The organism is Vibrio sp. HB236076 (assembly GCF_040957575.1).
GTDB lineage: Bacteria > Pseudomonadota > Gammaproteobacteria > Enterobacterales > Vibrionaceae > Vibrio.
Map to the genome: position 1 here is coordinate 1 of NZ_CP162601.1, position 24025 is coordinate 24025.

Consider the following 24025-nt stretch of genomic DNA (forward strand, 5'->3'; position numbering starts at 1 on the left):
GTGTCGTCTTCGCTTTGGTTGCAGTGCTTGCAACAACTACAAGAAGAGCTACCAGCTACAGAATTTAGTATGTGGGTACGTCCGTTACAAGCGGAGTTAAATGACAATACACTCACCTTGTTTGCACCCAACCGATTTGTTTTGGATTGGGTAAGAGATAAGTACTTACACAGCATCAATCGCATGCTGCAAGACCACTGTGGTCATGACATCCCCAATTTGCGTTTTGAGGTAGGGAGTCGCCCGGTTGCCGCTCAGCCAAAGCCGCAAAGAACGCCCGCCGATGTCGCGGCAGAGTCTTCAGCGCCAGCACAGTTGCAAGCGCGTAAACCGATCCACAAAACGTGGGAAAGCGATGTCCCCGTTGCCGCCGATCTCAATCACCGCTCCAATGTTAACCCCAAACACAAATTCGTTAACTTTGTAGAAGGTAAATCAAACCAATTGGGGTTAGCGGCAGCAAGACAAGTTTCTGATAATCCTGGGGCGGCGTACAATCCTTTATTCCTCTATGGGGGAACCGGCCTAGGTAAAACCCACTTGCTGCACGCCGTTGGCAACGCGATTGTCGACAATAAGCCCAATGCCAAAGTGGTCTACATGCATTCAGAACGCTTCGTGCAAGACATGGTTAAAGCGCTACAAAATAATGCGATTGAAGAATTTAAACGCTACTACCGCAGTGTTGATGCTTTGCTGATCGATGATATTCAATTTTTCGCTAATAAAGAGCGTTCACAGGAAGAGTTCTTCCATACGTTTAATGCCTTGTTAGAAGGCAACCAGCAAATTATTCTTACCTCAGACCGTTACCCCAAAGAGATCAATGGCGTAGAAGACCGTTTGAAATCGCGTTTTGGTTGGGGGTTAACCGTGGCTATTGAGCCTCCTGAGTTGGAGACCCGGGTTGCCATCTTGATGAAAAAAGCGGAAGATCACCAAATTCACTTGGCCGATGAAGTGGCATTTTTTATTGCCAAGCGTTTGCGTTCGAACGTTCGTGAACTCGAAGGTGCACTCAACCGGGTGATCGCAAATGCGAACTTCACCGGTCGAGCGATCACCATTGACTTTGTCCGTGAAGCTCTCCGGGATCTGCTTGCTTTGCAAGAAAAACTCGTCACCATCGACAATATTCAAAAAACGGTGGCAGAGTACTATAAGATAAAAGTGGCGGACTTACTCTCTAAGCGTCGTTCTCGCTCAGTGGCCAGGCCAAGGCAGTTAGCGATGGCATTGGCGAAAGAGTTGACCAACCACAGCTTGCCAGAAATTGGCGATGCGTTTGGCGGCCGCGACCACACCACGGTATTACACGCCTGTCGTAAAATCGAACAGCTGCGTGAAGAAAGCCACGATATTAAAGAAGATTACTCTAACCTTATCCGTACGCTCTCCTCCTAAGTGGCAAGAGATGATGCGCAATGAGCTAATGAGTGTGAGATAGATGTTATGAACTTTTCGATTGAACGCAGCCAACTGCTAAAGCCATTACAACAAATTTCTGGTGTTTTGGGCGGACGTCCTACTCTGCCGATTCTGGGCAATATATTGATCCATGTTGAAGGCAACCAGTTGTCTTTAACGGCGACTGATCTCGAGGTCGAACTGATTGGTCGTTTGCCGTTGAGCGGTGAGGTTGAACCTGGTCAAGTGACCGTGCCCTCGCGCAAGTTTCTCGATATTTGTCGCGGCTTGCCCGACGACGCGGTGATTAAATTCTCTCATCAGGACGATCGCGTTACGGTGCGTTCTGGTCGAAGTCGCTTTACTCTCTCGACACTGCCGGCGTCGGATTTCCCCAATATAGAAGATTGGCAAAGTGACATTGAGCTCGTACTGCCTCAATCTGAGTTGCGTCGCATTATTGAAAGAACGCAATTTTCAATGGCGAACCAAGACGTGCGCTACTACCTTAACGGTATGCTGTTTGAAGTTGAAGATAATATTTTAAAATCGGTTGCGACCGATGGCCACCGCATGGCAGTCAGTCAGACTGAGATTGACGGCAACTTTGAGCGTCAACAAATTATTTTGCCAAGAAAAGGCGTGCTCGAGTTAATGAAGTTGCTCGATGCGCCCGATCAAACGGTGACTTTGCAAATTGGTCAATCGAATGTACGCGCTCAGGTCAATCACTTTGTCTTTACCTCAAAACTGGTTGATGGCCGTTTCCCTGATTATCGCCGAGTATTGCCTAAAAATACCAACAAAACTCTGCTAGCTGATGGTGAGAGTTTGCGTCAGTCATTGGCGCGTGCCGCGATTTTATCTAATGAAAAATTTCGCGGGGTACGAGTCAACCTGGCCGATAACCAAATGCGTGTTACGGCAAATAACCCAGAGCAAGAAGAAGCGGAAGAAGTCATCGACGTTGAATACCAAGGCGATCCGATTGAAATTGGCTTCAACGTGAGCTACTTATTGGACATTCTCAACAGTTTGCGTTGCGAGCAAGTGCGTTTTTCAATGACAGACTCGAACGCGAGTACGTTGGTTGAAAACGTCGCTGACGAGCAATGTATGTACGTTGTCATGCCCATTCGTCTGTAACCGTAAGCGTTATTAATGGCGATAAAACGACTCCTCATTCAGCAATTTCGCAACATTAAAGCCTGTGATCTCAGCCCATCATCAGGCTTTAACTTTCTTATCGGCCCTAATGGCAGTGGCAAAACCAGTGTCCTAGAGGCCATATATTTGCTCGGTCACGGACGCTCATTTAAAAGCAACTTAACCAGCCGTATCATTGCTCATCACAGTGATGAGCTGTTTATTCATGGCCGTTTATCGATGCAAAACGATTGGTCTACGGTAGAACAATCCTCGGTAGAGACTGACTCATCGAGCAGCCCAGTGGCAGAGCGCGATGTGATGGCGGTTAACGAGCCAATGCCAAAGCACGCTATGTCTTCTGAAGCGTCAGAGGAAATGAGTGACGATGCAAGCTTGGTTGTCGGTGATGAGAGCAAAAATAATCGGGCGCTGTGGTCTGATTCGGCGTTGATGGCGACGCCTTCGTCAGTCGAAATGCCCATTGGCCTGAATAAAAAAAGAGATGGCAGTACCTTGATCAAAATCAGCGGTCAATCTGGGCAGAAAATGGCCCAGTTAGCGGAAGTGTTGCCGCTGCAACTCATTCATACCGAAGGCTTTGAGTTGGTGACTGAAGGGCCTAAGTTACGACGCGCTTTTATCGATTGGGGGGTCTTTCACACCCAACCCCAATTTTTTGATACTTGGGGGCGTTTTAAGCGCCTCAACAAACAGCGCAACGCGTTGCTCAAAAATGCGCGTAGCTATCGCGAACTCAGTTACTGGGATCGCGAATTGGCGGAATTGGCCGAACAAATTAGTCAATGGCGAGCTAGGTATCTCGAGGCGTTTATTCCACAAGCGTTAACCTTGTGCGAAGGGTTCTTACCCGAATACGAAATGAGCTTTTCCTATTCTCGTGGTTGGGATAAAGACACCGACTACGCCGAGCTATTGGCGGATAATTTCGAACGCGATCAAAATATGGGTTACACGGTGAGCGGTCCGAATAAAGCGGATTTACGCATCAAAGCCAACGGTACCCCAGCAGAAGATATTTTATCGCGTGGGCAATTAAAATTACTGGTCTGCGCCTTGCGCGTGGCCCAAGGACAACATTTAAGCAGTGTGACTGAAAAGCGCTGCATATATTTAATCGATGATTTTGCTTCTGAGCTCGACAGCACTCGACGCCAGCGTTTAGCCGAGTGTTTTAAACAGATGCAAACTCAAGTTTTTGTTAGCTCTATTACCCAAGCGCAAATTTCTGACATGATCATGCCAAATAGCAAGATGTTTTATGTCGAACATGGCACAATAGAGCAAGGATAAATAGTGAGAGAGTAACTCATGTCTGAAAATTACGATTCATCGAGTATTAAGGTACTGAAGGGCTTGGATGCGGTTCGCAAGCGTCCGGGAATGTACATCGGCGACACGGATGATGGCACCGGTCTGCACCATATGGTTTTTGAGGTCGTAGATAACTCAATTGATGAAGCGTTAGCCGGTCATTGTAAAGATATTATCGTGACCATACATGAGGATAACTCTGTGTCGGTCAGCGATGACGGCCGTGGTATCCCAACCGAAATGCACTCCGAAGAACAAGTCTCGGCGGCCGAAGTCATCATGACGGTCTTGCACGCAGGCGGTAAGTTTGACGACAACTCTTATAAGGTGTCGGGCGGCTTACACGGTGTGGGTGTTTCGGTGGTGAACGCTCTGTCTGAGAAAGTCGAGCTAACCATTCATCGCGGTGGTCATATTCACTCGCAAACCTACCGTCATGGTGAGCCTCAAGCACCGCTGTCTGTGATTGGTGATACCGAAAAAACCGGGACTCGAATTCGCTTTTGGCCAAGTGCTGAAACCTTCTCGCAAACTGAGTTTCACTACGATATTTTAGCGAAGCGTTTGCGCGAACTTTCCTTTTTGAATTCTGGTGTCTCAATCAAGTTGATCGATGAGCGTGAGAAAGACAAATCGGATCACTTCATGTACGAAGGCGGGATCCGCGCGTTCGTCAACCACTTGAACAAAAACAAAACCTCGATTCACGACAAGGTTTTCCACTTTGATTTCCAACGCGAAGACGGCATCGGGGTCGAAGTGGCGATGCAGTGGAACGATGGTTTCCAAGAAAACATTTACTGTTTTACCAATAATATCCCACAGCGCGATGGCGGTACTCACTTAGCGGGTTTCCGTGCAGCCTTGACCCGAACATTGAACAATTACATGGACAAAGAGGGCTACTCGAAAAAAGCCAAGACCGCGACATCGGGTGATGATGCCCGCGAAGGTTTGACTGCTGTCGTGTCGGTAAAAGTGCCCGATCCTAAGTTCTCAAGCCAAACCAAAGACAAGCTGGTGTCTTCAGAAGTGAAATCAGCGGTAGAATCGTCAATGGGTGAAAAACTGACGGATTTCTTAGCAGAGCACCCAAATGAAGCCAAAATTGTCTGTGGTAAGATTATTGATGCCGCGAGAGCGCGCGAAGCGGCGCGTAAAGCCCGTGAGATGACTCGTCGCAAAGGTGCTCTTGATTTAGCCGGCCTACCGGGTAAATTGGCCGATTGCCAAGAAAAAGACCCAGCACTTTCTGAACTCTATATTGTGGAGGGTGACTCTGCAGGTGGGTCAGCCAAGCAAGGTCGCAACCGTAAAAACCAAGCCATTTTACCGCTCAAGGGTAAAATCTTGAACGTTGAAAAAGCGCGCTTTGATAAAATGCTGTCGTCACAAGAAGTGGCAACCTTAATCACTGCATTGGGCTGTGGTATCGGCCGTGATGAATACAACCCAGATAAGCTGCGCTATCACAACATCATCATCATGACCGATGCGGATGTCGATGGCTCTCACATCCGTACTTTGTTGTTGACCTTCTTCTACCGTCAAATGCCAGAGCTTATCGAGCGCGGCTACGTGTACATTGCCCAACCGCCGTTGTACAAAGTGAAAAAAGGCAAGCAAGAGCAATACATCAAAGATGAAGAAGCGATGAATCAATATCAAATTTCAATCGCTTTAGACGGGGCAGAGTTGCACGTCAATCCCGATGCGCCTGCGATGTCTGGTGCGTCTTTAGAAGCCTTGGTTCAGCAATACAACTCGGGCATTAAATTGGTCGAGTACATGAGCCGTCGTTACCCTTATGGCATGATGTATGAAATGATCAATCTGCCGCGTTTGACTGCCGAGGATTGCCACGATGTTGAAAAGGTACGCCAGTGGGGCGAGTCTTTGGTGTCAAAACTCAATGCGAAAACGTCAGGCATCAGTGAATACCGATTGGAAATTGAGCAACACCAAGAACTCAATCTTAACGTGCCAAAAATTAAAGTTCGCACTCACGGGGTTGAGCACGAATACTTGCTCAGCGTGGATTTCATCAACTCACGTGAATACGGCCGTCTCGCCTCATTATCTGAAGCGTTAGACGGTTTGCTCGAACAAGGTGCTTACGTACAGCGCGGTGAACGCAAACAAGCTGTGAGCAGTTTTGAAGAAGCGCTTAATTGGTTGATAAAAGAATCTCAACGCGGCTTGAGTCGTCAACGTTACAAAGGTTTGGGCGAGATGAACCCTGATCAACTGTGGGAGACGACCATGGATCCTGATACCCGTCGTATGATGCAGGTGACGATTGAAGACGCGGTTGGTGCTGATGAGTTGTTTACCACGTTAATGGGCGATCAAGTCGAACCCCGTCGTGCTTTCATCGAACAAAACGCGCTGCAAGTGGCCAACCTCGACGTCTAGTCGTTGTTTACTCGGTGAAAAAACCACTCTTCGGAGTGGTTTTTTTATGGAAAAAGATATTTTTCCTCTTGAAAGAGCAAAAAAAGTCCTCATATAGTAATTGTAAGGCGCCGTAAGGGCCTTATTCGATTAAATTGAGTTTTTAACCCAAATCTGGAGCACGTCTTATTAGAGTGCCGCCAGTTTCCCTTATTTGCGCCAGTATGTGCCAATTAAGGCTATTGCTTAATGATGAGGATAGCACCATGAGAACATTAGACTTTACTCCACTATACCGCAATGCAATCGGCTTTGACCGTTTAGTTCATTTGATGGAAAACCAAGCCTCGGCGAAGAGCCAAGGTTATCCACCGTATAATATTGAGCAGCAAGAAGAACACAAATATCGCATTACGATGGCGGTCGCGGGCTTTGCTGAGCAAGATATCGACATTACCCAAAACGAAAACCTGTTAATCGTTCGGGGTGAGCGTCAAGCAGATGATAGTAAAAACTATATTTATCAAGGTATTGCTGAACGTGATTTTGAGCGTAAATTCCAATTGGCGGATTACGTGAAAGTCCTTAACGCTGTGATGGAAAATGGGTTGTTGCACATTGATCTCGAAAGAGAAGTACCAGAAGCGATGCAACCGCGTAAAATCAGCATCCAACGCACTCAGTAATAGCTGTTGCCTGACCTGTGAATCAAGGCTGCAGGTGACGAGGAAGAGAAGCCGCAATTGAGCTGCTGCTCTGACCGAAAAGACGAAACCCCGGATTTGCGCTGCAAAGCCGGGGTTTTTCATCGATGGGGGGCACGAACTCGCGGTATCCTATAATTCGTCACCTGTTATACCAATCTGATTAAGTCGGTGGTCAATGATGACGCAGAATCAAGCTTGAGAACAAGGCAACCTATTTGCTTATAAATACAAGACAGTGAGTCGTTGTTCTACAAGCTATTTTCTTAACGATGTTATCGAGTTTTTTAACCCGCTATTGAGTTTGCTGGTAAGCTTTAGCTACCTCTTCTGCAATAATCTCAATACCTTGCTGCATTTTTTTATCGTCTTGAACATAGTTCATTCGCAGGCATTGATGAGCGTGTGACCAATCTTCTTCCTGACCGATGAAGAAATACTCCCCAGGTACAATGAGCACTCCACGTGCCTTGAGCCTTTGGTAAAGCGCCATGGTCGTAATCGGTAATTCATCAAACCATAACCACAAGAAAATCGCCCCTTCAGGCTTGTGGATTTTAAATCTTTCATCACGGATAGCGCTTTGCAGTAACTCCACCGCGCGCTGCGCTTTTTGTTGGTAGAAGGGTTTGACAACTTGGTTACTCAAACGCAGTAAATCGCCCTTTTCAATCATGTGATGAGCAAGGGCGGGACCAATACTGCCCGGGGCTAGGTTGACGATACCACTCATATTGGTTAAGGCTTGGGTGATGGTTTCATTGGCAATGATGATGCCGCAGCGCAAGCCGGGTAATCCGAGTTTTGACAGACTCATGCACAAAATGGTGTTGTCGTTCCAAAACGGTTTCACCTCTTCAAAGATGATATTGGGGAACGGCAATCCGTAGGCGTTATCAATAATCAACGGAATGTTGTTGTCGCGAGCCAACTGATCGAGTTTCATGATCTCGTCATCGGTGAGGACATTACCGGTCGGGTTGGTCGGTCGTGAAGCACAAATGGCGGCGATAGAATCGTCAATCTTCAGCTTGGAAAAGTCGACGTGATATTTAAATAGACGATTGCTGAGTTGTTCTATCCCTGGGCGATAAGAGTGAAAGATATTGTCATCGATACCCGCATCGCCATAACCAATGTATTCAGGGGCAATGGGCAGAAGAATCTTTTTGTGGCTACCATCACTTTGTTCACCAGCCAGTAAGTTAAACAGCTGAAAAAAACCGCTCTGACTGCCATTGGTTAAAGTGATGTTTTTTTCACTGATCGGCCAGTCGTATGTCTCACGCAACAATTGAGCAAGCGATTTTAACAAGCTGTCTTTGCCTTGTGGTCCATCATAATTGGCCATGGCTGAAATCAACTCACCACTCTCGAGCATGTCGCGACTGGCTTGTTGAAAATAGTCTAGCATGGGGTCTATAGCAGCGGGGTTACCACCGCCGAGCATGATGGCACCTGGGGTCCTTAGGCCATCGTTTAAGTCATCCATTAACTGAGTGATCCCGGAATACCGATTGAATTTTTCACCGAATTTTGAAAACTGCATGGGATTATACCTAGTTTGACTGTTGGAGTGGACGGGTGACGAAGTCACGATCAACTGTGTTGCGGTGTGGTATATAAGGTAAGACCAATTTCACGACATAGTTGGTGACCTGAGTTGGATAAAAACTCGATAACGGCGAGCCTATCGCCAATAAAGCCCAGCGATAGGCTGGGCTTAAACCACGATTTCGATTACTTTTGCAGTAATGAAATGTCTGCGATTTCTAAGAATAGATTGCGCAGTTTGTTGAGTAGAGTGAGGCGATTTTGCTTCAATGCCGCGTCATCCGCCATCACCATCACATTGTCAAAGAAAGCATCGACAGGCTCTTTGAGCTCGGCAAGTTGCGACAGTGCCGCTTGGTAATTACCGGTAGCAAAGGCGGGTTCAAGTGCTTCGCTTAGTACTTCAACGTGCTGTGCTAAGGCCTTCTCTGCGTCTTCTTGTAACAGAGCAAGATCGATTTCAGCGGCCAATTCACCGTCGAATTTGGCTAAAATATTGCCGACACGTTTATTGGCAGCGGCCAGTGATTCAGCGGCTTCGAGCTCACGGAAGTGAGAGACGGCTTTTACGCGTTGATCAAAATCAGCGGGCTTGGTCGGACGACGTGCTAATACCGCTTGAATGACATCAATGCTAAAGCCTTCGTCTTGATACCAAGCGCGGAAGCGGCCGAGCATAAATTCAATCACGTCGTGTTCTACGTTTTCGTTAGTGAGACGATCGTCAAATAGGCTGGCGGCTTTGGCGACTAAATCACTCAGATCTAAGGCATAACCGTATTCAACAATAATGCGCAGGACACCGAGTGAAGCACGGCGAAGGGCAAAGGGATCCGAGCCTTTAGGCGCTTGACCAATACCAAATATACCGACGATGGTATCGAGTTTGTCCGCCATCGACAGCACTGTTGATACGCCATGACTTGGCAATTCATCACCAGCAAAACGCGGCATGTACTGCTCATTGAGTGCTACGGCCACGGCTTCGTCTTCCCCATCATGGCGAGCATAATGCATACCCATGACGCCTTGAGTATCGGTAAACTCGAACACCATCGAGGTCATCAAGTCACACTTGGCCAGTTGACCAGCGCGGCGAGATTGCTCAACGTTGACATCGATTTGCTCAGCGATGTAGGTTGCCAGTTCAGTAATGCGGTCGGTTTTATCTTTAATGGTACCGAGTTGTTTTTGGAATACGGCTTGATCAAGCTCTGAGAGACGGTCAATCAATGGGCGTTTTCGGTCGGTATTAAAGAAAAACTCGGCATCGGCAAGACGTGGGCGCACCACTTTTTCATTGCCTTCAATGACGTGACGAGGTTCTTTTGACTCAATGTTCGAGACAAAGATAAAGTTAGGAAGCAGCTTCTTGTTGTCGTCGTAGACAGGGAAGTACTTCTGATCGCCTTTCATAGTATACACCAAGGCTTCAGCAGGTACTTTGAGAAACGCTTCTTCGAATTTTGCCGTGAGGACCACGGGCCATTCAACCAAAGACGTCACTTCTTCAACGAGGTCATCGTCAAGGTCTGCAGTGCCGCCAACCGCTTGAGCCGCTTTTTGTGAGTCAGCAATAATGATGGCTTTTCGCGCTTCGTAATCCGCCATCACTTTTCCGCGCTCTTCTAAGATCGCTGGATATTGTTCAGCCGACGCAATTTCAAAGCTCGATTCGCCCATAAAGCGGTGACCGCGAATGATACGAGCGCTGTCGACGCCTAAAATGGTGCCAGGAATGAGCTCATCGCCAAGTAAAACGGTTAGGGTTTTCACTGGACGGATAAATTGCGTGTCTTTGTCGCCCCAGCGCATTGGCTTGGCAATAGGGAGGTTGCTCAGCGCGTTTGCGGCTAAATCAACTAAGATCTCACGCGCGCTTTGGCCTTTGACTTCTTGTTTGAAAAGCAGCCATTCACCTTTGTCGGTAACAAGGCGTTCTGCTTGTTCAACCGTGATGCCATTACCGCGAGCCCAACCTTGTGCCGCTTTAGTCGGTTCGCCACTGTCATCAAACGCAACGGCAATTGCCGGGCCGCGTTTTTCGACGACTTTATCCGCTTGTGCTTCGGCTAAGTTGTGCACGCGCAAGGCGAGACGGCGAGGCGCGGCGTACCATTTGATGTCGTCAAATTCGAGTGCGGCTTTTTCGAGTTCAGCGCGAAAGTTATCGGCGAATGCTTGTGCGAGAGTGCGCAGTTGAGTGGGTGGCAGTTCTTCTGTTCCCAACTCGATTAGAAATTCTTTTGCCATCTTACTTCTCCTCGTCCTTCTTGAGCATTGGGAAACCGAGCGCCTCGCGAGAAGCGTAGTAAGCTTCGGCGACCGACTTGGTCAAATTGCGGATACGCAAAATATAACGTTGACGTTCTGTCACCGAAATGGCTTTGCGTGCATCAAGAAGGTTAAAAGCGTGTCCTGCTTTGAGAATGCGTTCATACGCAGGCAAAGGCAGAGGAGAGTCGAGCGACAGTAAGTGCTGACATTCTTTTTCACATTGGTCAAAGAAGGTAAAGAGGAAGTCGACATCGGCGTGTTCAAAGTTGTAAGTCGATTGTTCAACTTCGTTTTGGTGGAAAATGTCACCGTAAGTCACTTTGCCCAAAGGACCGTCGGTCCAGACCAAGTCATAAACAGAATCAACACCTTGAATGTACATAGCGAGGCGTTCGATACCGTAAGTAATTTCACCGGTTACGGGTTTGCACTCTAGGCCACCGACTTGCTGGAAATAAGTGAACTGAGTCACTTCCATACCGTTGAGCCAGACTTCCCAGCCAAGGCCCCAAGCCCCTAAGGTTGGGTTTTCCCAGTTGTCTTCAACAAAACGGATATCGTGAACGCCTGGGTCGATGCCTAATACTTCTAAAGAGCCAAGGTAAAGCTCCTGAATGTTGTCCGGTGAAGGTTTGATGATCACCTGGAATTGATAGTAGTGCTGAAGGCGGTTCGGGTTTTCACCGTAACGGCCATCGGTAGGGCGACGAGAAGGTTGTACGTAAGCGGTGGCAATTGGCTCTGGGCCAATGGCTCGCAAGCACGTCATTGGATGCGAGGTACCGGCACCCACTTCCATATCTAGAGGTTGAACAATGGTACAGCCTTGTTGGGCCCAATAATCCTGCAGCGCGAGGATCATACCCTGAAAGGTTTTGATATCGTATTTTTGCATAGTCAGGTTCGCGCGATTCTTTTTGTATGAATGAAAATAATAACACCCCAGTATACCGAGATATTGTTAAAGCGAGTAGTGGTAAGGCGATTAATTGTTGCACTTATTAGTGAATTTATCGCCAGCAGTGCGATTCACAGGTCAGGCGTGATCAAAAAAGGGGAGAGAGATTAGCGCCATGGATAAAGCCTTAGGAAGATTCAATCGCGTTTCACAGACTAATTTACCTAGCTGTGATGCAGCTTCGGGTTTCACGTTAGTGAGCGTGGTAATTTTTTGAGCGAATACCGTTATGTGATGAGGTGAGTTATGTTGGCGAGATACACGGCAATGACCGCAAAGAGTCAGAGTTATTTGTACACGTTTGGTCTTGGACTAACGTTGCTGGGAATGGCGTTGACCGACATGTGGCTGCCAATGGTTGCCGGGGCTATTATCATGACGGGCCTCATGGTAGAGGCGTGGATTCGAGTCGCTTATATCGAGCCGATGCAGGAGCGTCTCAATGCGTTAGCTCAGAAAGTGGATAAGTTGGGAAGCTAGTTTTCCTCAGTTCGGCGTCTTCTTTTTCATGACCTTGGCTTTTTTATTGAAACCAAGGTCATTTCAGGCGTGGGAAACCGTAAATAAATCGGTATTGGTGATTGAATTTACAAGCCTTTTTTTATCACAAAGACATAAGGAAGCTGATCGGTTTGCGACTCGAGTAACTGGTGATCCATAAAGCGACAAAAGCTAGGGATATCACGTGCGGTTGAGGGATCATCGGCACTCATCCACAAAATTTCTCCATCTTGCATGTTACGGATGGTTTTTCTGACCATCATTACCGGCTCTGGGCAGCGCAGCCCTTCTGCAGACAGCGTTTTATCCGCATTTTCTTGAGTAAAATTCATCGTCAACCAAGGATTAAAACAAAAAAGGAATGATACGTCGGTAGAAAAATTATGCAATATCGCTTGGCAAAAAGGTGGAATTGTTCTAGGTTTGTTGGCAAAGGATTAACCAATCGATGAGGTAAAGGATGACCCATATCGATCGTTTAACGATTTATTCTGTGCTGTGTTTTATCACGGCGTGCTCACTGTTTATCGTGCCGATGAGCGGGGTATTTGCCTTGCCAATGATCGGATTATTGGCCGCCATTATTGGTATTTTAGTGGAAATGCACGACTGGCCTGGCTGGGAGTGTTAACCCGCGTTGATGCCGTGGTATCAATGACCTAGGTTTAACGTGACAACACGGATAATAGGTATACGGATATTAGGTATTTGGCGCTTTTTCCTCTACTCTATCTGCTCTTTGGTTGTGATTGTTCAAGGGTAGGTAGATGGAAATAGAAGAGGTATATCGACGCGATCTCAACTTGCTGGTGGCGCTGCGCGTGCTTATCGAAGAAGGCAGCGTCAGCCGCGCTGCTACGCGATTAAACTTGAGTCAATCCGCGATGAGCCGTGTGTTAGCTCGCTTGCGAGTGTTACTCGATGATCCATTGTTTACCCGCAATGGCCAGCGTCTGATGCCAACGGAAAAAGCACAGCAGATCAACCGACAGCTCTCTGCCCCTTTAGAGGCACTCAAACAGGTGCTTTCCCCGCAAGATTTCGATATTACCCAATATCAAGACACTTTTACCGTCGCGACGACCGATTACGCGATGCAAACCATCATGCCGTTTTCTTTGAGCCAAATGCAGCGCAGTGCACCTCAAGCCTCGTTTGAATTCGTGCCTTTAGACCAAGAGCGGTTGGCCGATCAGCTCAATCTCGAACAAGTTGACCTCGCCATTGGTCGGGTACCCTCTTTATCGGCGCCTTTGCGTCATCAGGTCTTGGGTAAAGTTGGGGTGTCTTGTTTGGTCTCTCGCTCACACCCTTGTGCAGAAAAAACGCTGAGTTTGGATGATTATCTGGTATATCCCCATGCCATCATTGCGATCAGCGAAGGTGTGCATCGCTTGCTTGATGAGGCACTCGCTGCCTATGAAAAGCGCAACGTGGTGTTAAAAGCCTATTATTTACAAGCGGCTATTGCGCTGTTTGATAATTTGCCTTTAATTGTCACAGTGCCTGCTGATCTGGCCTATTTGTTGGCGGCTGATTATGACTTGGTCGTTAAGCCTTTGCCTTTTCACTTTGAACCTTTTGATTACTCAATGATCTGGCATGCTCGTCGTGATCACTCTCCGGCGCAAGTGTGGTTAAGAGAAAGTATTGAGCAAGAATGGGGGCGGCTGATGGCGAGGAGACAACAACTTGGGCTGAATAACCGCTAATCAGCCCAAGTGAGTGACTGGGGCGCACCAATCATTAAGGTCGCACTTCCCAGCCTATGCATTTACAGTTTGACGACCACTCGGCCAGTGAGTTGACCATCAATCAGGGTTTGAGCGTATTGCGGTGCCTGTTCAAGTTCAATTTCATGGCACGCCTGCTGATAATGGCTTTCTGGCAGCAGTTCGGCGAGTTTATTCCAAGCTTGCTCGCGTCGCTCAAGTGGGCAGTATACTGAGTCTACCCCTTGCAAACGGACATTGCGCAAAATAAACGGCATTACCGTGGTCGGAAGATCAAAACCACCGGCTAAACCACAAGCGGCAACGGTTGCGCCGTATTGCATCTGACTGAGCAGTTTGGCTAATACTTTACTGCCAACGGTATCAATGGCACCGGCCCAACGTTGTTTTTCAAGTGGGCGGGCATCGTCAGTAAATTCACTTCGATCGATCACTTGGCTTGCACCGCGTTGTTCTAACCAAGTGCGGTTTTGTTCCGCGCGACCTGTCACGGCAGTGACCTCAAAGCCGAGTTGAGTTAGCAAGCTAATCGCAACAGAGCCGACACCGCCACTGGCGCCAGTGACTAAAATAGGCCCCGATTGTGGCGTAATGTTCGCATCGAGCAAAGCCTGGACACACAACATCGCGGTTAAACCTGCCGTACCAATTTTCATGGTTTGCTGCAAACTTAACCCCTGTGGTAGTGGTACCAGCCAATCCGATTTAAGACGCGCTTTCTCCGCTAAACCGCCCCAATGCGTTTCACCAACGCCCCAACCGGTTAAGACCACTTTGTCTCCGGCTTTAAAACGCTCGCTTTGCGAGTCGAGTACCGTACCCGATAAATCAATACCCGGAACCATGGGGAACTGACGCACTATTTTACCTGTGCCAGTAATCGCCATGCCATCTTTGTAGTTGAGCGAGGAGTATTCAACGGCAACCGTTACATCGCCCTCAGGCAATTGCTGTTCATCAATAGACTCAATGTTGGCCAACGTTTTTTTGTCTTGCTGCGTGAGCAAAAGCGCTCTAAACATAGTGATCTCCAAATTTAAGGTTGTCATTGGGACGTTTGAGACAGTGTAATCGCGTTTGGAGTATGATAAAAATGAAAAGATATCATTATTATTATGCGTCTTATACATAATAAAACCTCAAAACAATGAGAGGGCCCACGGTTTTGAGGTTGGGTATGAGTATGGTGACTCTCCCGCAAATGAAAGGCGGTAATCCAATGTTGCTCATGTCTTACCGCTTATGGGTATTGTGTGTTACTCGACTCTTTCAAATACCGTCGCGATACCTTGTCCCAACCCGATACACATTGTCGCCAATCCCAACGATTTGTCTTTGTTCTGCATCAAGTGCAACAGGGTTGTGGAAATTCGAGTCCCTGAGCAGCCCAGTGGGTGGCCTAGTGCAATGGCACCGCCATTGAGGTTCACTTTGTCTTGCCAGGAGTCTTTTAGTCCTAACGCCTGAATGCAAGGCAGTGATTGTGCGGCAAAGGCCTCGTTGAGTTCGAAGATCTCGATGTCCTCAACCGACAGTTTCGCGCGTTTTAGCGCTTTTAAACTGGCAGGAACAGGACCAAATCCCATGGTTGACGGATCGCAACCGGCCACGGCCATCGAACGGATTCTCGCCATGATTGGCACACCGAGTTGTTTGGCTTTTTCTTCGCTCATAATCAACATGGCACTGGCACCATCAGACAGTGCAGAAGATGTCCCTGCTGTTACTGTCCCATTAACGGGATCGAATACGGGTTTGAGACTGGCTAACCCTTCCAATGAGGTCTCAGGGCGAATAACCTCGTCTTGGCGTACTTGAATCAGTTCACCGGCGCTGTTGTGCCCCTCGACCGGGAGAATTTCGCCGTCAAAGAGACCGCCTTGTTGTGCTTGGTAGGCGTTGTGGTGAGAGCGGACGGCAAAGGCGTCTTGTTGCTGGCGATCGATTTCGTGTACGCGAGCCAACATCTCAGCGGTTAATCCCATCATGCCGGCAGCTTGGGCGACATAGCGAGATAGCCCAGGGTGAAAGTCGACGCCGTGATTCATCGGTACGTGTCCCATGTGTTCAACCCCACCCACCAAGCAGATGTCTGCATCGCCGACCATAATGGCACGGGCTCCGTCGTGAAGGGCTTGCATAGAGGAACCACACAGGCGGTTGACGGTGACGGCGGCCACTGTCTTGGGTAATCCAGCCAGTAAGGCGGCGTTTCTGGCAATGTTAAAGCCTTGTTCTAGCGTTTGTTGTACACATCCCCAATAAATATCTTCAATTTCTGTGGCTTCGACTTGAGGGTGTTTTTCCAGTAACCCTTGCATTAAGCGCGCCGATAAGTCTTCTGCGCGAGTGTATTGAAAGACGCCGCCTTTAGAGCGTCCCATCGGTGTGCGAAGGCAATCGACAATAACGACATTTTGCATTTTTAATCCCTCTCTAAAGTGCGCTTTTTGATGATTGTGCGTAGAATGTTTGCTTCTCTGCTTGCATTTGCAAGAGAAGATCAGGGACGCGATACAAGGGGCCAAGCTCTTGATATCGAGAGGCCATCTCTATGTAGTTTTCAATCCCCATCTCATCGAGATAACGACAGACGCCACCTCTAAACGGGGGAAAGCCGAGCCCGTACACCAAGGCGATATCCGCTTCTTGTGGTGAGGCAATGATGCCTTCTTGCAAACACAATACCACTTCGTTAATCATGGGGATCATCATGCGCTCAAGGATGTCTTGTTTGGATGGCGCTTCGGCATCAGAGCGTTGAAGTTGCTCCAATAGAGAGGAAATATCTTCGTTGTCTGCTTTGACTAAGCGACCTTTTTTGTCTTTTTGGTAGCGGTAAAAGCCCGCGCCACTTTTTTGCCCCAAGCGCTTTTGTTGATGCATTGCGCCGATCAAGTCGTTGGCCGGGATCGACATTCTTTGTGGGAACCCTTGTGCCATGACCTGTTGGGCGTGATTGGCGGTGTCTATGCCGACCACATCAAGTAAATACGCTGGTCCCATCGGCCAACCAAATTGTTTTTCCATGACTTTATCGATAGTAACAACGTCGGCGCCGTCGCTGATGAGTAAGCTAAAGCCCATAAAGTAAGGAAACAGGACACGGTTAACAAAAAATCCTGGGCAATCATTAACGACAATCGGGGTTTTTCCCAGTTGAGATGCATAAACCACCACTTTATGGATGGTTTCATCGCTGGTGTGCTCGCCGCGAATAATTTCAACCAGCGGCATCTTGTGTACGGGGTTAAAAAAGTGCATGCCACAAAAGCGCGTCTTATCCTTGAGTGCTTTTGCGAGGTGATTAATCGGAATGGTCGAAGTATTGGAGGTCAAAATTGTTTCGTCGCTCACTTGTTGTTCGAGGTCAGCAAGTACCGCTTGTTTAACCTCTGGGTTTTCGACCACGGCTTCGACCACCATGTCGACGTGTTCAAAAGCGCTGTAATTTAACGTTGGTTGAATGGCACTGGCTTGCTTGGCCATGCTTTTTGTATCCAATTGTCCGCGTTGCGCTTTTTTGTTGAGCAAATTGATGGCTTCCTCCATCCCGAGATCCAGCGCGGCTTGCCGTACGTCCTTCATGACCACTGGTAACCCTTTACTCGCGGCTTGATAAGCAATACCACCACCCATAATTCCTGCACCGATGACGGCGGGGCGTTCAGTGGCACTGGCTTGTTTGGCTGCGCCTTTGGTTTGCGCCTTGACGTATTGATCATTGAGAAAAATACCCACTAAAGCGCGCGCTTGCGGGGTTTGCGTCAGCTCGGCAAAGAAGCGTCTTTCGATGTCTAATGCACCATTGCGATTGTGTTGATGGCCTTGTTCTATCGCGGTGACGGCTTTGAGAGGAGCGGGGTAATGCGGGCCGGCTTTTTGCATCACTAAGCCTTTGGCGGTATTAAAGCTCATCGCGGCTTCAATAGGGCTTAACTCAAGTTTAGCGGTTTTCTTGGCCCGGCGTTTTTGCCAGTCTATTTCACCGTTTATTGCACTGGTTAGCAAAGAAAATCCATTGTCGCGCAGGGTTTCATCACTGACAACGGCATCGACTAAACCCAAGGCCATGGCTTCTTTGCCACGGCATTGCTTGCCCTGGGTAATCAAGGTCATGGCGTTATCGGCGCCGATAAGTCTTGGCAAGCGCACACAACCACCAAACCCTGGCATGATCCCGAGGCGAGTTTCGGGTAAACCAATTTGCACCGATTGAGCGGCAATGCGCAAGTCACAAGCAAGTACGCACTCACAACCTCCGCCGAGTGCGTGGCCTGCAATGGCGGCCACGGTGGGGTAAGGCAGATCTTCTAAGCGGTTAAAAATGTCATTGGCGTAACGCAACCAGTTATCAAGTGCCTCTGCAGGTAAGGCAAAGAGTTCAAAAAACTCTGTAATATCAGCGCCAACAATAAAAGACGATTTGTTCGAGGTAAGGAGTAAACCGCGAATGTTCGGCGTCTTAGCAAGCGTTGTTAGACCTTCGTCAAGAGACTCGAGTGTCGCTCTATCTAGCTTATTAACCGAGCCAGGATTGCAAAATTGTAATTCTGCGATGCCATCTTGGTGTTGTTGTATTGTTAGTGTAGGGGATTGGTAAATCATGTTTATCTCCAAATCGGCTGTCGCTCAGGAAAAGGATTTTTATCATCTGGTTAGACCAGTTGATTTAGTGTGGTCTGACGGAATAAAAAAAACAACACATTTAAGCAACATTTTATTAACAATGTGCACTGGCTCAGATCTCCGCTAGGTTTTATTTATCCTGTGCTACAATTGCTCGTTTGCGACAATAATGACTTTCAATGATGAATACACAGCCCTACTTGATCCCTCTTGAACCTGTTGTGGCGCAAGAGGAAATAAAAAAAAGTTTGTTCATTACCTATCTCGCTCATACGCCGAGCCATGAAAGTGCTAAGGCGTTTATCGAGCAGATCAAACACAAGCACAGTGACGCGAGACACAATTGCTGGGCTTATGTGGCAGGGCGCCCAGAAGATTCATTGCTGTGGGGGTTTAGTGATGATGGTGAACCATCGGGAACGGCGGGCAAGCCGATTTTGGCTCAGCTCAGTGGCTCTGGTGTCGGTGAGTTGTGCGCCGTGGTGACACGTTACTACGGCGGAATTCGCCTGGGGACGGGAGGGCTGGTAAAAGCGTATGGCGGCGGTGTGTCGCAAGCGTTGAAACAATTGAAAACGGTAGAGAAAAAGATAACGACTTTGTTAGCCTTGCAGTTAGACTATAGTTTGGTTCCTTTGATACAGTCGATTATGGCTTCATATCAAGCGGTGGAACAAAAAGCGAACTACGGGGCTGATGTCAACTTTGTGATTGAAATCGAACAACAGCAAGTTGATGAGTTTACCCAAGTGGTGATCAATAAAACCAGTGCTAAAGTGGTGGTTACTCCGTTAAATTTGAATTCCGTAGACTGAATTACAAGGACGTCATCAAGACATGCAATTTCGCTCGATCATTCGCATTGTAGGCCTGTTACTTGCCTTATTTAGCCTCTCAATGTTAGTGCCATCCCTCGTTGCACTTATTTACCGCGACGGCGCGGGTGTCGCGTTTGTCAGTACCTTTTTTGTGTTAATTGCTTGTGGCTTTTTGTGCTGGTTTCCCAACCGCCGTTGTAAGCACGAGCTTAAAGCAAGAGATGGCTTTTTAATTGTCGTGTTATTTTGGACCGTTCTTGGCAGTGCGGGTTCCTTGCCTTTTTTATTAGCAGAACAGCCAGATGTTTCAGTCACCGATGCTTTTTTTGAGTCCTTTTCTGCCTTAACCACGACCGGGGCGACGGTATTGGTTGGCCTAGACGGACTGCCTAAGGCGATACTGTTCTATCGTCAGCTATTGCAGTGGTTTGGCGGGATGGGGATCATTGTTTTGGCGGTCGCCATTTTACCGGTTCTTGGTATCGGGGGGATGCAGCTCTACCGCGCAGAGATCCCTGGCCCAGTAAAAGACAGTAAAATGACCCCGCGTATTGCCGAAACGGCGAAAGCGCTTTGGTATATTTACCTTGGGTTGACCGTTCTGTGTGCGTTGGCTTTTTGGCTCGCTGGGATGTCAGTGTTTGATGCCATCAGTCACAGCTTTTCGACCATCGCCATTGGTGGCTTCTCAACACACGATGCGAGCATGGGCTATTTTGATAGTTTTGCCATCAATATGATTACCGTCGTGTTTTTGTTAATTTCCGCTTGTAATTACTCGCTGCACTTTGCGGCTTTCTCTAATGGTGGTGTACACCCAAAGTATTATTGGCGCGACCCTGAATTTCGTGCGTTTATGTTTATTCAGTTGGCGGTCTTTTTGGTGTGCTTTTTGGTTTTGCTATCTAATGTGAGTGTCGGACAAAGTTGGTTTGACACTTTTGACCAAGCGTTATTTCAAAGTGTCTCTATTTCTACAACGGCGGGCTTTACCACTTCTGGGTTCTACGAGTGGCCACTGTTTTTACCCGTTCTTTTGTTATTTGCTTCTTTTATTGGCGGTTGCGGCGGCTCGGCGGGAGGCGGTATGAAAGTGATCCGAATTTTACTGTTGACCTTACAAGGGGCACGTGAAATGAAGCGGCTAGTACACCCAAGAGCGGTTTATACGATTAAAATTGGTGGTGCTGCACTCCCGCAACGCGTTGTTGATGCGGTGTGGGGCTTTTTTTCGGCTTATGCCTTGGTCTTTGTGGTTTGTATGCTCGCCTTGATTGCGACAGGAATGGATGAACTCAGTGCCTTCTCTGCCGTTGCTGCGACACTGAATAATTTGGGCCCAGGTTTAGAAGAGGTGGCGGTTCACTTTGCCAATGTCAACGATACTGCCAAATGGGTGTTGGTGGTTTCAATGTTATTTGGCCGTCTTGAGGTCTTTACCTTATTGATACTGCTAACGCCGACCTTTTGGCGTAACTAGGCAGCGCTGCTTTATTCAATACTTTTATTTCTTACCTATTTATCGATCCACAAGGCGGTATCATGAAAAAGGCGATTTTGCTTTACTCATCGCGAGAAGGACAAACGACAAAAATTTTACAGTTTATCGCGACAAAAATGTCGGGCTATCAATGTGAGCTGCTCGATCTACACCAAGTTGGCAGCGACGTGACGTGGGCGGATTACGATAAAATCTTGGTGGCGGCTTCGATTCGCTACGGAAAATTCAACCCTGCTTTGTATCAATTTATCGAGCAGCACCACAAGGCATTAATTGAAGGGCATGCGGCTTTTGTGTGTGTTAATTTAACGGCACGCAAAGAAGACGAAGGCAAAGACACACCAGAAGGCAGTGCCTATGTACAAACCTTCTTGAAGCGTTCCCAATGGCAGCCAGATACCATCGGCGTTTTTGCTGGGGCGCTGCAATATCCTAAATATCGTTGGTTTGACCGCATTATGATTCGATTCATTATGTCGATGACTGGCGGAGAAACCGATACCAGTAAACCCTTCGTCGAATATACGAACTGGAATAAAGTGGAAAAGTTCGCTTTATCCTTCGCTCAAGACTAGCTTTTCGTATGGCTTTTGAGCACTTCGCTTTACTTTTGCCCACTTGGTGCAAAAAGTCGTAAAAAAGCGCATTTTGTGCTTGCTAACTTTTCGCTCTTCCCTATAATGCGCATCCACTGACACGGCAAAGCGAGATGCTTAAACGCCAAATCAGAAGGACGGTTTTAAGCGTGTTTCACTCTTAAGAAAAAAGTTTCAAAAAGTGTTTGACACAGAAACTTAAATCGCTAAAATGGCCGTCCACTTCGAGGGAAAGCCTTGAAGCAAAGCTCTTTAACAATTTAAACACTATCAATCTGTGTGGGCACTCGTTGATGATAATCAATAGATTCTTAGGAATCACATTGGTTTCAATGAACTGAGTGACCAAACGAGTCGAAAGACTTGGCACAGTCAATTCACAGTCCTTATTCGGCAACGAATAAAGAATGTAATCAGTATTCATTGAGCCGCTCGAAAGAGCACAAAAACTTTAATTGAAGAGTTTGATCATGGCTCAGATTGAACGCTGGCGGCAGGCCTAACACATGCAAGTCGAGCGGAAACGAGTTATCTGAACCTTCGGGGGACGATAACGGCGTCGAGCGGCGGACGGGTGAGTAATGCCTGGGAAATTGCCCTGATGTGGGGGATAACCATTGGAAACGATGGCTAATACCGCATAATCTCTTCGGAGTAAAGAGGGGGACCTTCGGGCCTCTCGCGTCAGGATATGCCCAGGTGGGATTAGCTAGTTGGTGAGGTAATGGCTCACCAAGGCGACGATCCCTAGCTGGTCTGAGAGGATGATCAGCCACACTGGAACTGAGACACGGTCCAGACTCCTACGGGAGGCAGCAGTGGGGAATATTGCACAATGGGCGCAAGCCTGATGCAGCCATGCCGCGTGTATGAAGAAGGCCTTCGGGTTGTAAAGTACTTTCAGCAGTGAGGAAGGGGATTAGGTTAATAGCCTAGTTCTTTGACGTTAGCTGCAGAAGAAGCACCGGCTAACTCCGTGCCAGCAGCCGCGGTAATACGGAGGGTGCGAGCGTTAATCGGAATTACTGGGCGTAAAGCGCATGCAGGTGGTTTGTTAAGTCAGATGTGAAAGCCCGGGGCTCAACCTCGGAATAGCATTTGAAACTGGCAGGCTAGAGTACTGTAGAGGGGGGTAGAATTTCAGGTGTAGCGGTGAAATGCGTAGAGATCTGAAGGAATACCGGTGGCGAAGGCGGCCCCCTGGACAGATACTGACACTCAGATGCGAAAGCGTGGGGAGCAAACAGGATTAGATACCCTGGTAGTCCACGCTGTAAACGATGTCTACTTGGAGGTTGTGGCCTTGAGCCGTGGCTTTCGGAGCTAACGCGTTAAGTAGACCGCCTGGGGAGTACGGTCGCAAGATTAAAACTCAAATGAATTGACGGGGGCCCGCACAAGCGGTGGAGCATGTGGTTTAATTCGATGCAACGCGAAGAACCTTACCTACTCTTGACATCCATAGAACTTAGCAGAGATGCTTTGGTGCCTTCGGGAACTATGAGACAGGTGCTGCATGGCTGTCGTCAGCTCGTGTTGTGAAATGTTGGGTTAAGTCCCGCAACGAGCGCAACCCTTATCCTTGTTTGCCAGCACTTCGGGTGGGAACTCCAGGGAGACTGCCGGTGATAAACCGGAGGAAGGTGGGGACGACGTCAAGTCATCATGGCCCTTACGAGTAGGGCTACACACGTGCTACAATGGCGCATACAGAGGGTTGCCAACTTGCGAAAGTGAGCGAATCCCAAAAAGTGCGTCGTAGTCCGGATTGGAGTCTGCAACTCGACTCCATGAAGTCGGAATCGCTAGTAATCGTGGATCAGAATGCCACGGTGAATACGTTCCCGGGCCTTGTACACACCGCCCGTCACACCATGGGAGTGGGCTGCAAAAGAAGTGGGTAGTTTAACCTTCGGGGGGACGCTCACCACTTTGTGGTTCATGACTGGGGTGAAGTCGTAACAAGGTAGCCCTAGGGGAACCTGGGGCTGGATCACCTCCTTATACGAAAGATTATCTTTCGATGCGTGTCCACACAGATTGATAGGGTTTAAAGTAAAGAGAAATGGGTCTGTAGCTCAGCTGGTTAGAGCGCTCGCCTGATAAGCGGGAGGTCGGTGGTTCAAGTCCACTCAGACCCACCACTATCTTTTCCCAGAGATAGGGGTCGATTTCATTGGGGCTATAGCTCAGCTGGGAGAGCGCCTGCCTTGCACGCAGGAGGTCTGCGGTTCGATCCCGCATAGCTCCACCATCTTTAAGCACATTGCTGCGATAAGCAGAAATGAGTGTGTTTAAAAATGGTTTCTCTTTCATTAGAAAGACAATCATGCTCTTTAACAATTTGGAAAGCTGACAAAACAATCTCTTTGAGATTGTTTGTAAAAGTTCTCAATTATCTCTTTAAGAGATAACCAACACACAATCAAGTGTTCTTGGGAAAGCATAGTAATATGTTTTCAAAATTGAGTC

18 protein-coding genes, 2 tRNA genes and 1 rRNA gene are annotated in these 24025 nt (G+C 48.0%); 14 read left to right on the plus strand and 7 right to left on the minus strand.

The genetic code is table 11. From position 1 onward, the window contains the following. The 5 genes from dnaA to AB0763_RS00025 all read left to right on the plus strand — a co-directional run bounded on the left by dnaA (nucleotide 1) and on the right by AB0763_RS00025 (nucleotide 6968). A complete protein-coding gene (gene dnaA, locus AB0763_RS00005; protein WP_306102282.1) occupies nucleotides 1-1404 on the plus strand; it encodes a chromosomal replication initiator protein DnaA in 1404 nt (467 codons plus the stop codon). A gap of 48 nt (nucleotides 1405-1452) precedes the next feature. Continuing rightward, nucleotides 1453-2553 carry a DNA polymerase III subunit beta gene (gene dnaN, locus AB0763_RS00010; protein WP_306102283.1) on the plus strand — a complete coding sequence of 367 codons (1101 nt, stop codon included), beginning with the start codon at nucleotides 1453-1455 and terminating at the stop codon, nucleotides 2551-2553. Nucleotides 2554-2568: 15 nt separating this feature from the next. Further along, nucleotides 2569-3867: a DNA replication/repair protein RecF gene (gene recF / locus AB0763_RS00015; RefSeq protein WP_306102284.1), complete on the plus strand. Its 1299-nt coding sequence runs from the start codon at nucleotides 2569-2571 to the stop codon at nucleotides 3865-3867. An 18-nt stretch (nucleotides 3868-3885) separates the two neighbouring features. Continuing rightward, nucleotides 3886-6303: a DNA topoisomerase (ATP-hydrolyzing) subunit B gene (gyrB, locus tag AB0763_RS00020; protein WP_306102285.1), complete on the plus strand. Its 2418-nt coding sequence runs from the start codon at nucleotides 3886-3888 to the stop codon at nucleotides 6301-6303. A gap of 245 nt (nucleotides 6304-6548) precedes the next feature. Then, complete coding sequence (locus tag AB0763_RS00025; protein WP_306102286.1) at nucleotides 6549-6968, plus strand: Hsp20 family protein; 420 nt, start codon at nucleotides 6549-6551, stop codon at nucleotides 6966-6968. Nucleotides 6969-7281: 313 nt separating this feature from the next. On the opposite strand, the gene AB0763_RS00030 is transcribed toward AB0763_RS00025, so the two are convergent. The 3 genes from AB0763_RS00030 to glyQ all read right to left on the minus strand — a co-directional run bounded on the left by AB0763_RS00030 (nucleotide 7282) and on the right by glyQ (nucleotide 11712). Next, a complete protein-coding gene (locus AB0763_RS00030) occupies nucleotides 7282-8535 on the minus strand; it encodes a valine--pyruvate transaminase (protein ID WP_306102287.1) in 1254 nt (417 codons plus the stop codon). Between the two features lie 191 nt (nucleotides 8536-8726). Next, entirely contained in the window at nucleotides 8727-10793 is a 2067-nt protein-coding gene (gene glyS, locus AB0763_RS00035; protein WP_306102288.1) for a glycine--tRNA ligase subunit beta, read from the minus strand. A gap of 1 nt (nucleotide 10794) precedes the next feature. Then, nucleotides 10795-11712, minus strand: coding sequence for a glycine--tRNA ligase subunit alpha (glyQ, locus tag AB0763_RS00040; protein WP_306102289.1), 918 nt, complete (start codon nucleotides 11710-11712; stop codon nucleotides 10795-10797). A gap of 309 nt (nucleotides 11713-12021) precedes the next feature. Between glyQ and AB0763_RS00045 the strand changes: the two genes are divergently transcribed. Then, entirely contained in the window at nucleotides 12022-12255 is a 234-nt protein-coding gene (locus tag AB0763_RS00045) for a hypothetical protein (RefSeq protein WP_306102290.1), read from the plus strand. Between the two features lie 107 nt (nucleotides 12256-12362). Here AB0763_RS00045 and tusA read toward each other — a convergent pair whose 3' ends face one another. Next, entirely contained in the window at nucleotides 12363-12608 is a 246-nt protein-coding gene (gene tusA, locus AB0763_RS00050) for a sulfurtransferase TusA (protein ID WP_306102291.1), read from the minus strand. A 128-nt stretch (nucleotides 12609-12736) separates the two neighbouring features. Between tusA and AB0763_RS00055 the strand changes: the two genes are divergently transcribed. Both AB0763_RS00055 and AB0763_RS00060 read left to right on the plus strand, forming a co-directional pair. Beyond that, nucleotides 12737-12907, plus strand: a complete 171-nt coding sequence (locus AB0763_RS00055; RefSeq protein WP_306102292.1) for a hypothetical protein — start codon at nucleotides 12737-12739, stop codon at nucleotides 12905-12907. A gap of 136 nt (nucleotides 12908-13043) precedes the next feature. Beyond that, a complete protein-coding gene (locus AB0763_RS00060; RefSeq protein WP_306102293.1) occupies nucleotides 13044-13988 on the plus strand; it encodes a LysR family transcriptional regulator in 945 nt (314 codons plus the stop codon). A 62-nt stretch (nucleotides 13989-14050) separates the two neighbouring features. On the opposite strand, the gene AB0763_RS00065 is transcribed toward AB0763_RS00060, so the two are convergent. The 3 genes from AB0763_RS00065 to fadB all read right to left on the minus strand — a co-directional run bounded on the left by AB0763_RS00065 (nucleotide 14051) and on the right by fadB (nucleotide 18617). Beyond that, a complete protein-coding gene (locus AB0763_RS00065) occupies nucleotides 14051-15031 on the minus strand; it encodes an MDR family oxidoreductase (RefSeq protein WP_306102294.1) in 981 nt (326 codons plus the stop codon). Nucleotides 15032-15265: 234 nt separating this feature from the next. Continuing rightward, entirely contained in the window at nucleotides 15266-16432 is a 1167-nt protein-coding gene (fadA, locus tag AB0763_RS00070) for an acetyl-CoA C-acyltransferase FadA (RefSeq protein WP_306102295.1), read from the minus strand. Between the two features lie 13 nt (nucleotides 16433-16445). Next, nucleotides 16446-18617 (minus strand): fatty acid oxidation complex subunit alpha FadB, encoded by a 2172-nt coding sequence (gene fadB / locus AB0763_RS00075; RefSeq protein WP_306102296.1) that lies wholly within the window; start codon nucleotides 18615-18617, stop codon nucleotides 16446-16448. 203 nt (nucleotides 18618-18820) lie between these two features. Here fadB and AB0763_RS00080 point away from each other — a divergent pair, with 203 nt between their 5' ends. From AB0763_RS00080 to AB0763_RS00105, 6 genes are all read left to right on the plus strand, one after another. Then, complete coding sequence (locus AB0763_RS00080) at nucleotides 18821-19453, plus strand: YigZ family protein (protein ID WP_306102300.1); 633 nt, start codon at nucleotides 18821-18823, stop codon at nucleotides 19451-19453. A gap of 22 nt (nucleotides 19454-19475) precedes the next feature. Beyond that, the gene (locus tag AB0763_RS00085) at nucleotides 19476-20936 is read left to right on the plus strand and encodes a TrkH family potassium uptake protein (RefSeq protein ID WP_306102297.1); all 1461 of its coding nucleotides are present in this window, start codon (nucleotides 19476-19478) and stop codon (nucleotides 20934-20936) included. Nucleotides 20937-20998: 62 nt separating this feature from the next. Then, nucleotides 20999-21532 carry a menaquinone-dependent protoporphyrinogen IX dehydrogenase gene (gene hemG / locus AB0763_RS00090; RefSeq protein WP_306102298.1) on the plus strand — a complete coding sequence of 178 codons (534 nt, stop codon included), beginning with the start codon at nucleotides 20999-21001 and terminating at the stop codon, nucleotides 21530-21532. Between the two features lie 473 nt (nucleotides 21533-22005). Then, nucleotides 22006-23557, plus strand: a 16S ribosomal RNA gene (locus AB0763_RS00095). A gap of 63 nt (nucleotides 23558-23620) precedes the next feature. Further along, a tRNA-Ile gene (locus AB0763_RS00100) sits at nucleotides 23621-23697 on the plus strand. Nucleotides 23698-23731: 34 nt separating this feature from the next. Next, nucleotides 23732-23807: transfer RNA gene (locus tag AB0763_RS00105), tRNA-Ala, on the plus strand. The last annotated feature ends 218 nt before the right edge of the window (nucleotides 23808-24025 follow it).

What these genes read in the sequence shown, in the direction of transcription:
- AB0763_RS00065 (WP_306102294.1), bottom strand. Translation starts at nt 15,031, where the DNA reads ATGTTTAGAGCGCTTTTGCTCACGCAGCAAGACAAAAAAACGTTGGCC.
- gyrB (WP_306102285.1), top strand. Translation starts at nt 3,886, where the DNA reads ATGTCTGAAAATTACGATTCATCGAGTATTAAGGTACTGAAGGGCTTG.
- AB0763_RS00055 (WP_306102292.1), top strand. Translation starts at nt 12,737, where the DNA reads ATGACCCATATCGATCGTTTAACGATTTATTCTGTGCTGTGTTTTATC.
- AB0763_RS00025 (WP_306102286.1), top strand. Translation starts at nt 6,549, where the DNA reads ATGAGAACATTAGACTTTACTCCACTATACCGCAATGCAATCGGCTTT.
- hemG (WP_306102298.1), top strand. Translation starts at nt 20,999, where the DNA reads ATGAAAAAGGCGATTTTGCTTTACTCATCGCGAGAAGGACAAACGACA.
- AB0763_RS00030 (WP_306102287.1), bottom strand. Translation starts at nt 8,535, where the DNA reads ATGCAGTTTTCAAAATTCGGTGAAAAATTCAATCGGTATTCCGGGATC.
- AB0763_RS00080 (WP_306102300.1), top strand. Translation starts at nt 18,821, where the DNA reads ATGAATACACAGCCCTACTTGATCCCTCTTGAACCTGTTGTGGCGCAA.
- AB0763_RS00060 (WP_306102293.1), top strand. Translation starts at nt 13,044, where the DNA reads ATGGAAATAGAAGAGGTATATCGACGCGATCTCAACTTGCTGGTGGCG.
- tusA (WP_306102291.1), bottom strand. Translation starts at nt 12,608, where the DNA reads ATGAATTTTACTCAAGAAAATGCGGATAAAACGCTGTCTGCAGAAGGG.
- AB0763_RS00085 (WP_306102297.1), top strand. Translation starts at nt 19,476, where the DNA reads ATGCAATTTCGCTCGATCATTCGCATTGTAGGCCTGTTACTTGCCTTA.
- dnaN (WP_306102283.1), top strand. Translation starts at nt 1,453, where the DNA reads ATGAACTTTTCGATTGAACGCAGCCAACTGCTAAAGCCATTACAACAA.
- fadA (WP_306102295.1), bottom strand. Translation starts at nt 16,432, where the DNA reads ATGCAAAATGTCGTTATTGTCGATTGCCTTCGCACACCGATGGGACGC.
- recF (WP_306102284.1), top strand. Translation starts at nt 2,569, where the DNA reads ATGGCGATAAAACGACTCCTCATTCAGCAATTTCGCAACATTAAAGCC.
- glyS (WP_306102288.1), bottom strand. Translation starts at nt 10,793, where the DNA reads ATGGCAAAAGAATTTCTAATCGAGTTGGGAACAGAAGAACTGCCACCC.
- fadB (WP_306102296.1), bottom strand. Translation starts at nt 18,617, where the DNA reads ATGATTTACCAATCCCCTACACTAACAATACAACAACACCAAGATGGC.
- AB0763_RS00045 (WP_306102290.1), top strand. Translation starts at nt 12,022, where the DNA reads ATGTTGGCGAGATACACGGCAATGACCGCAAAGAGTCAGAGTTATTTG.
- glyQ (WP_306102289.1), bottom strand. Translation starts at nt 11,712, where the DNA reads ATGCAAAAATACGATATCAAAACCTTTCAGGGTATGATCCTCGCGCTG.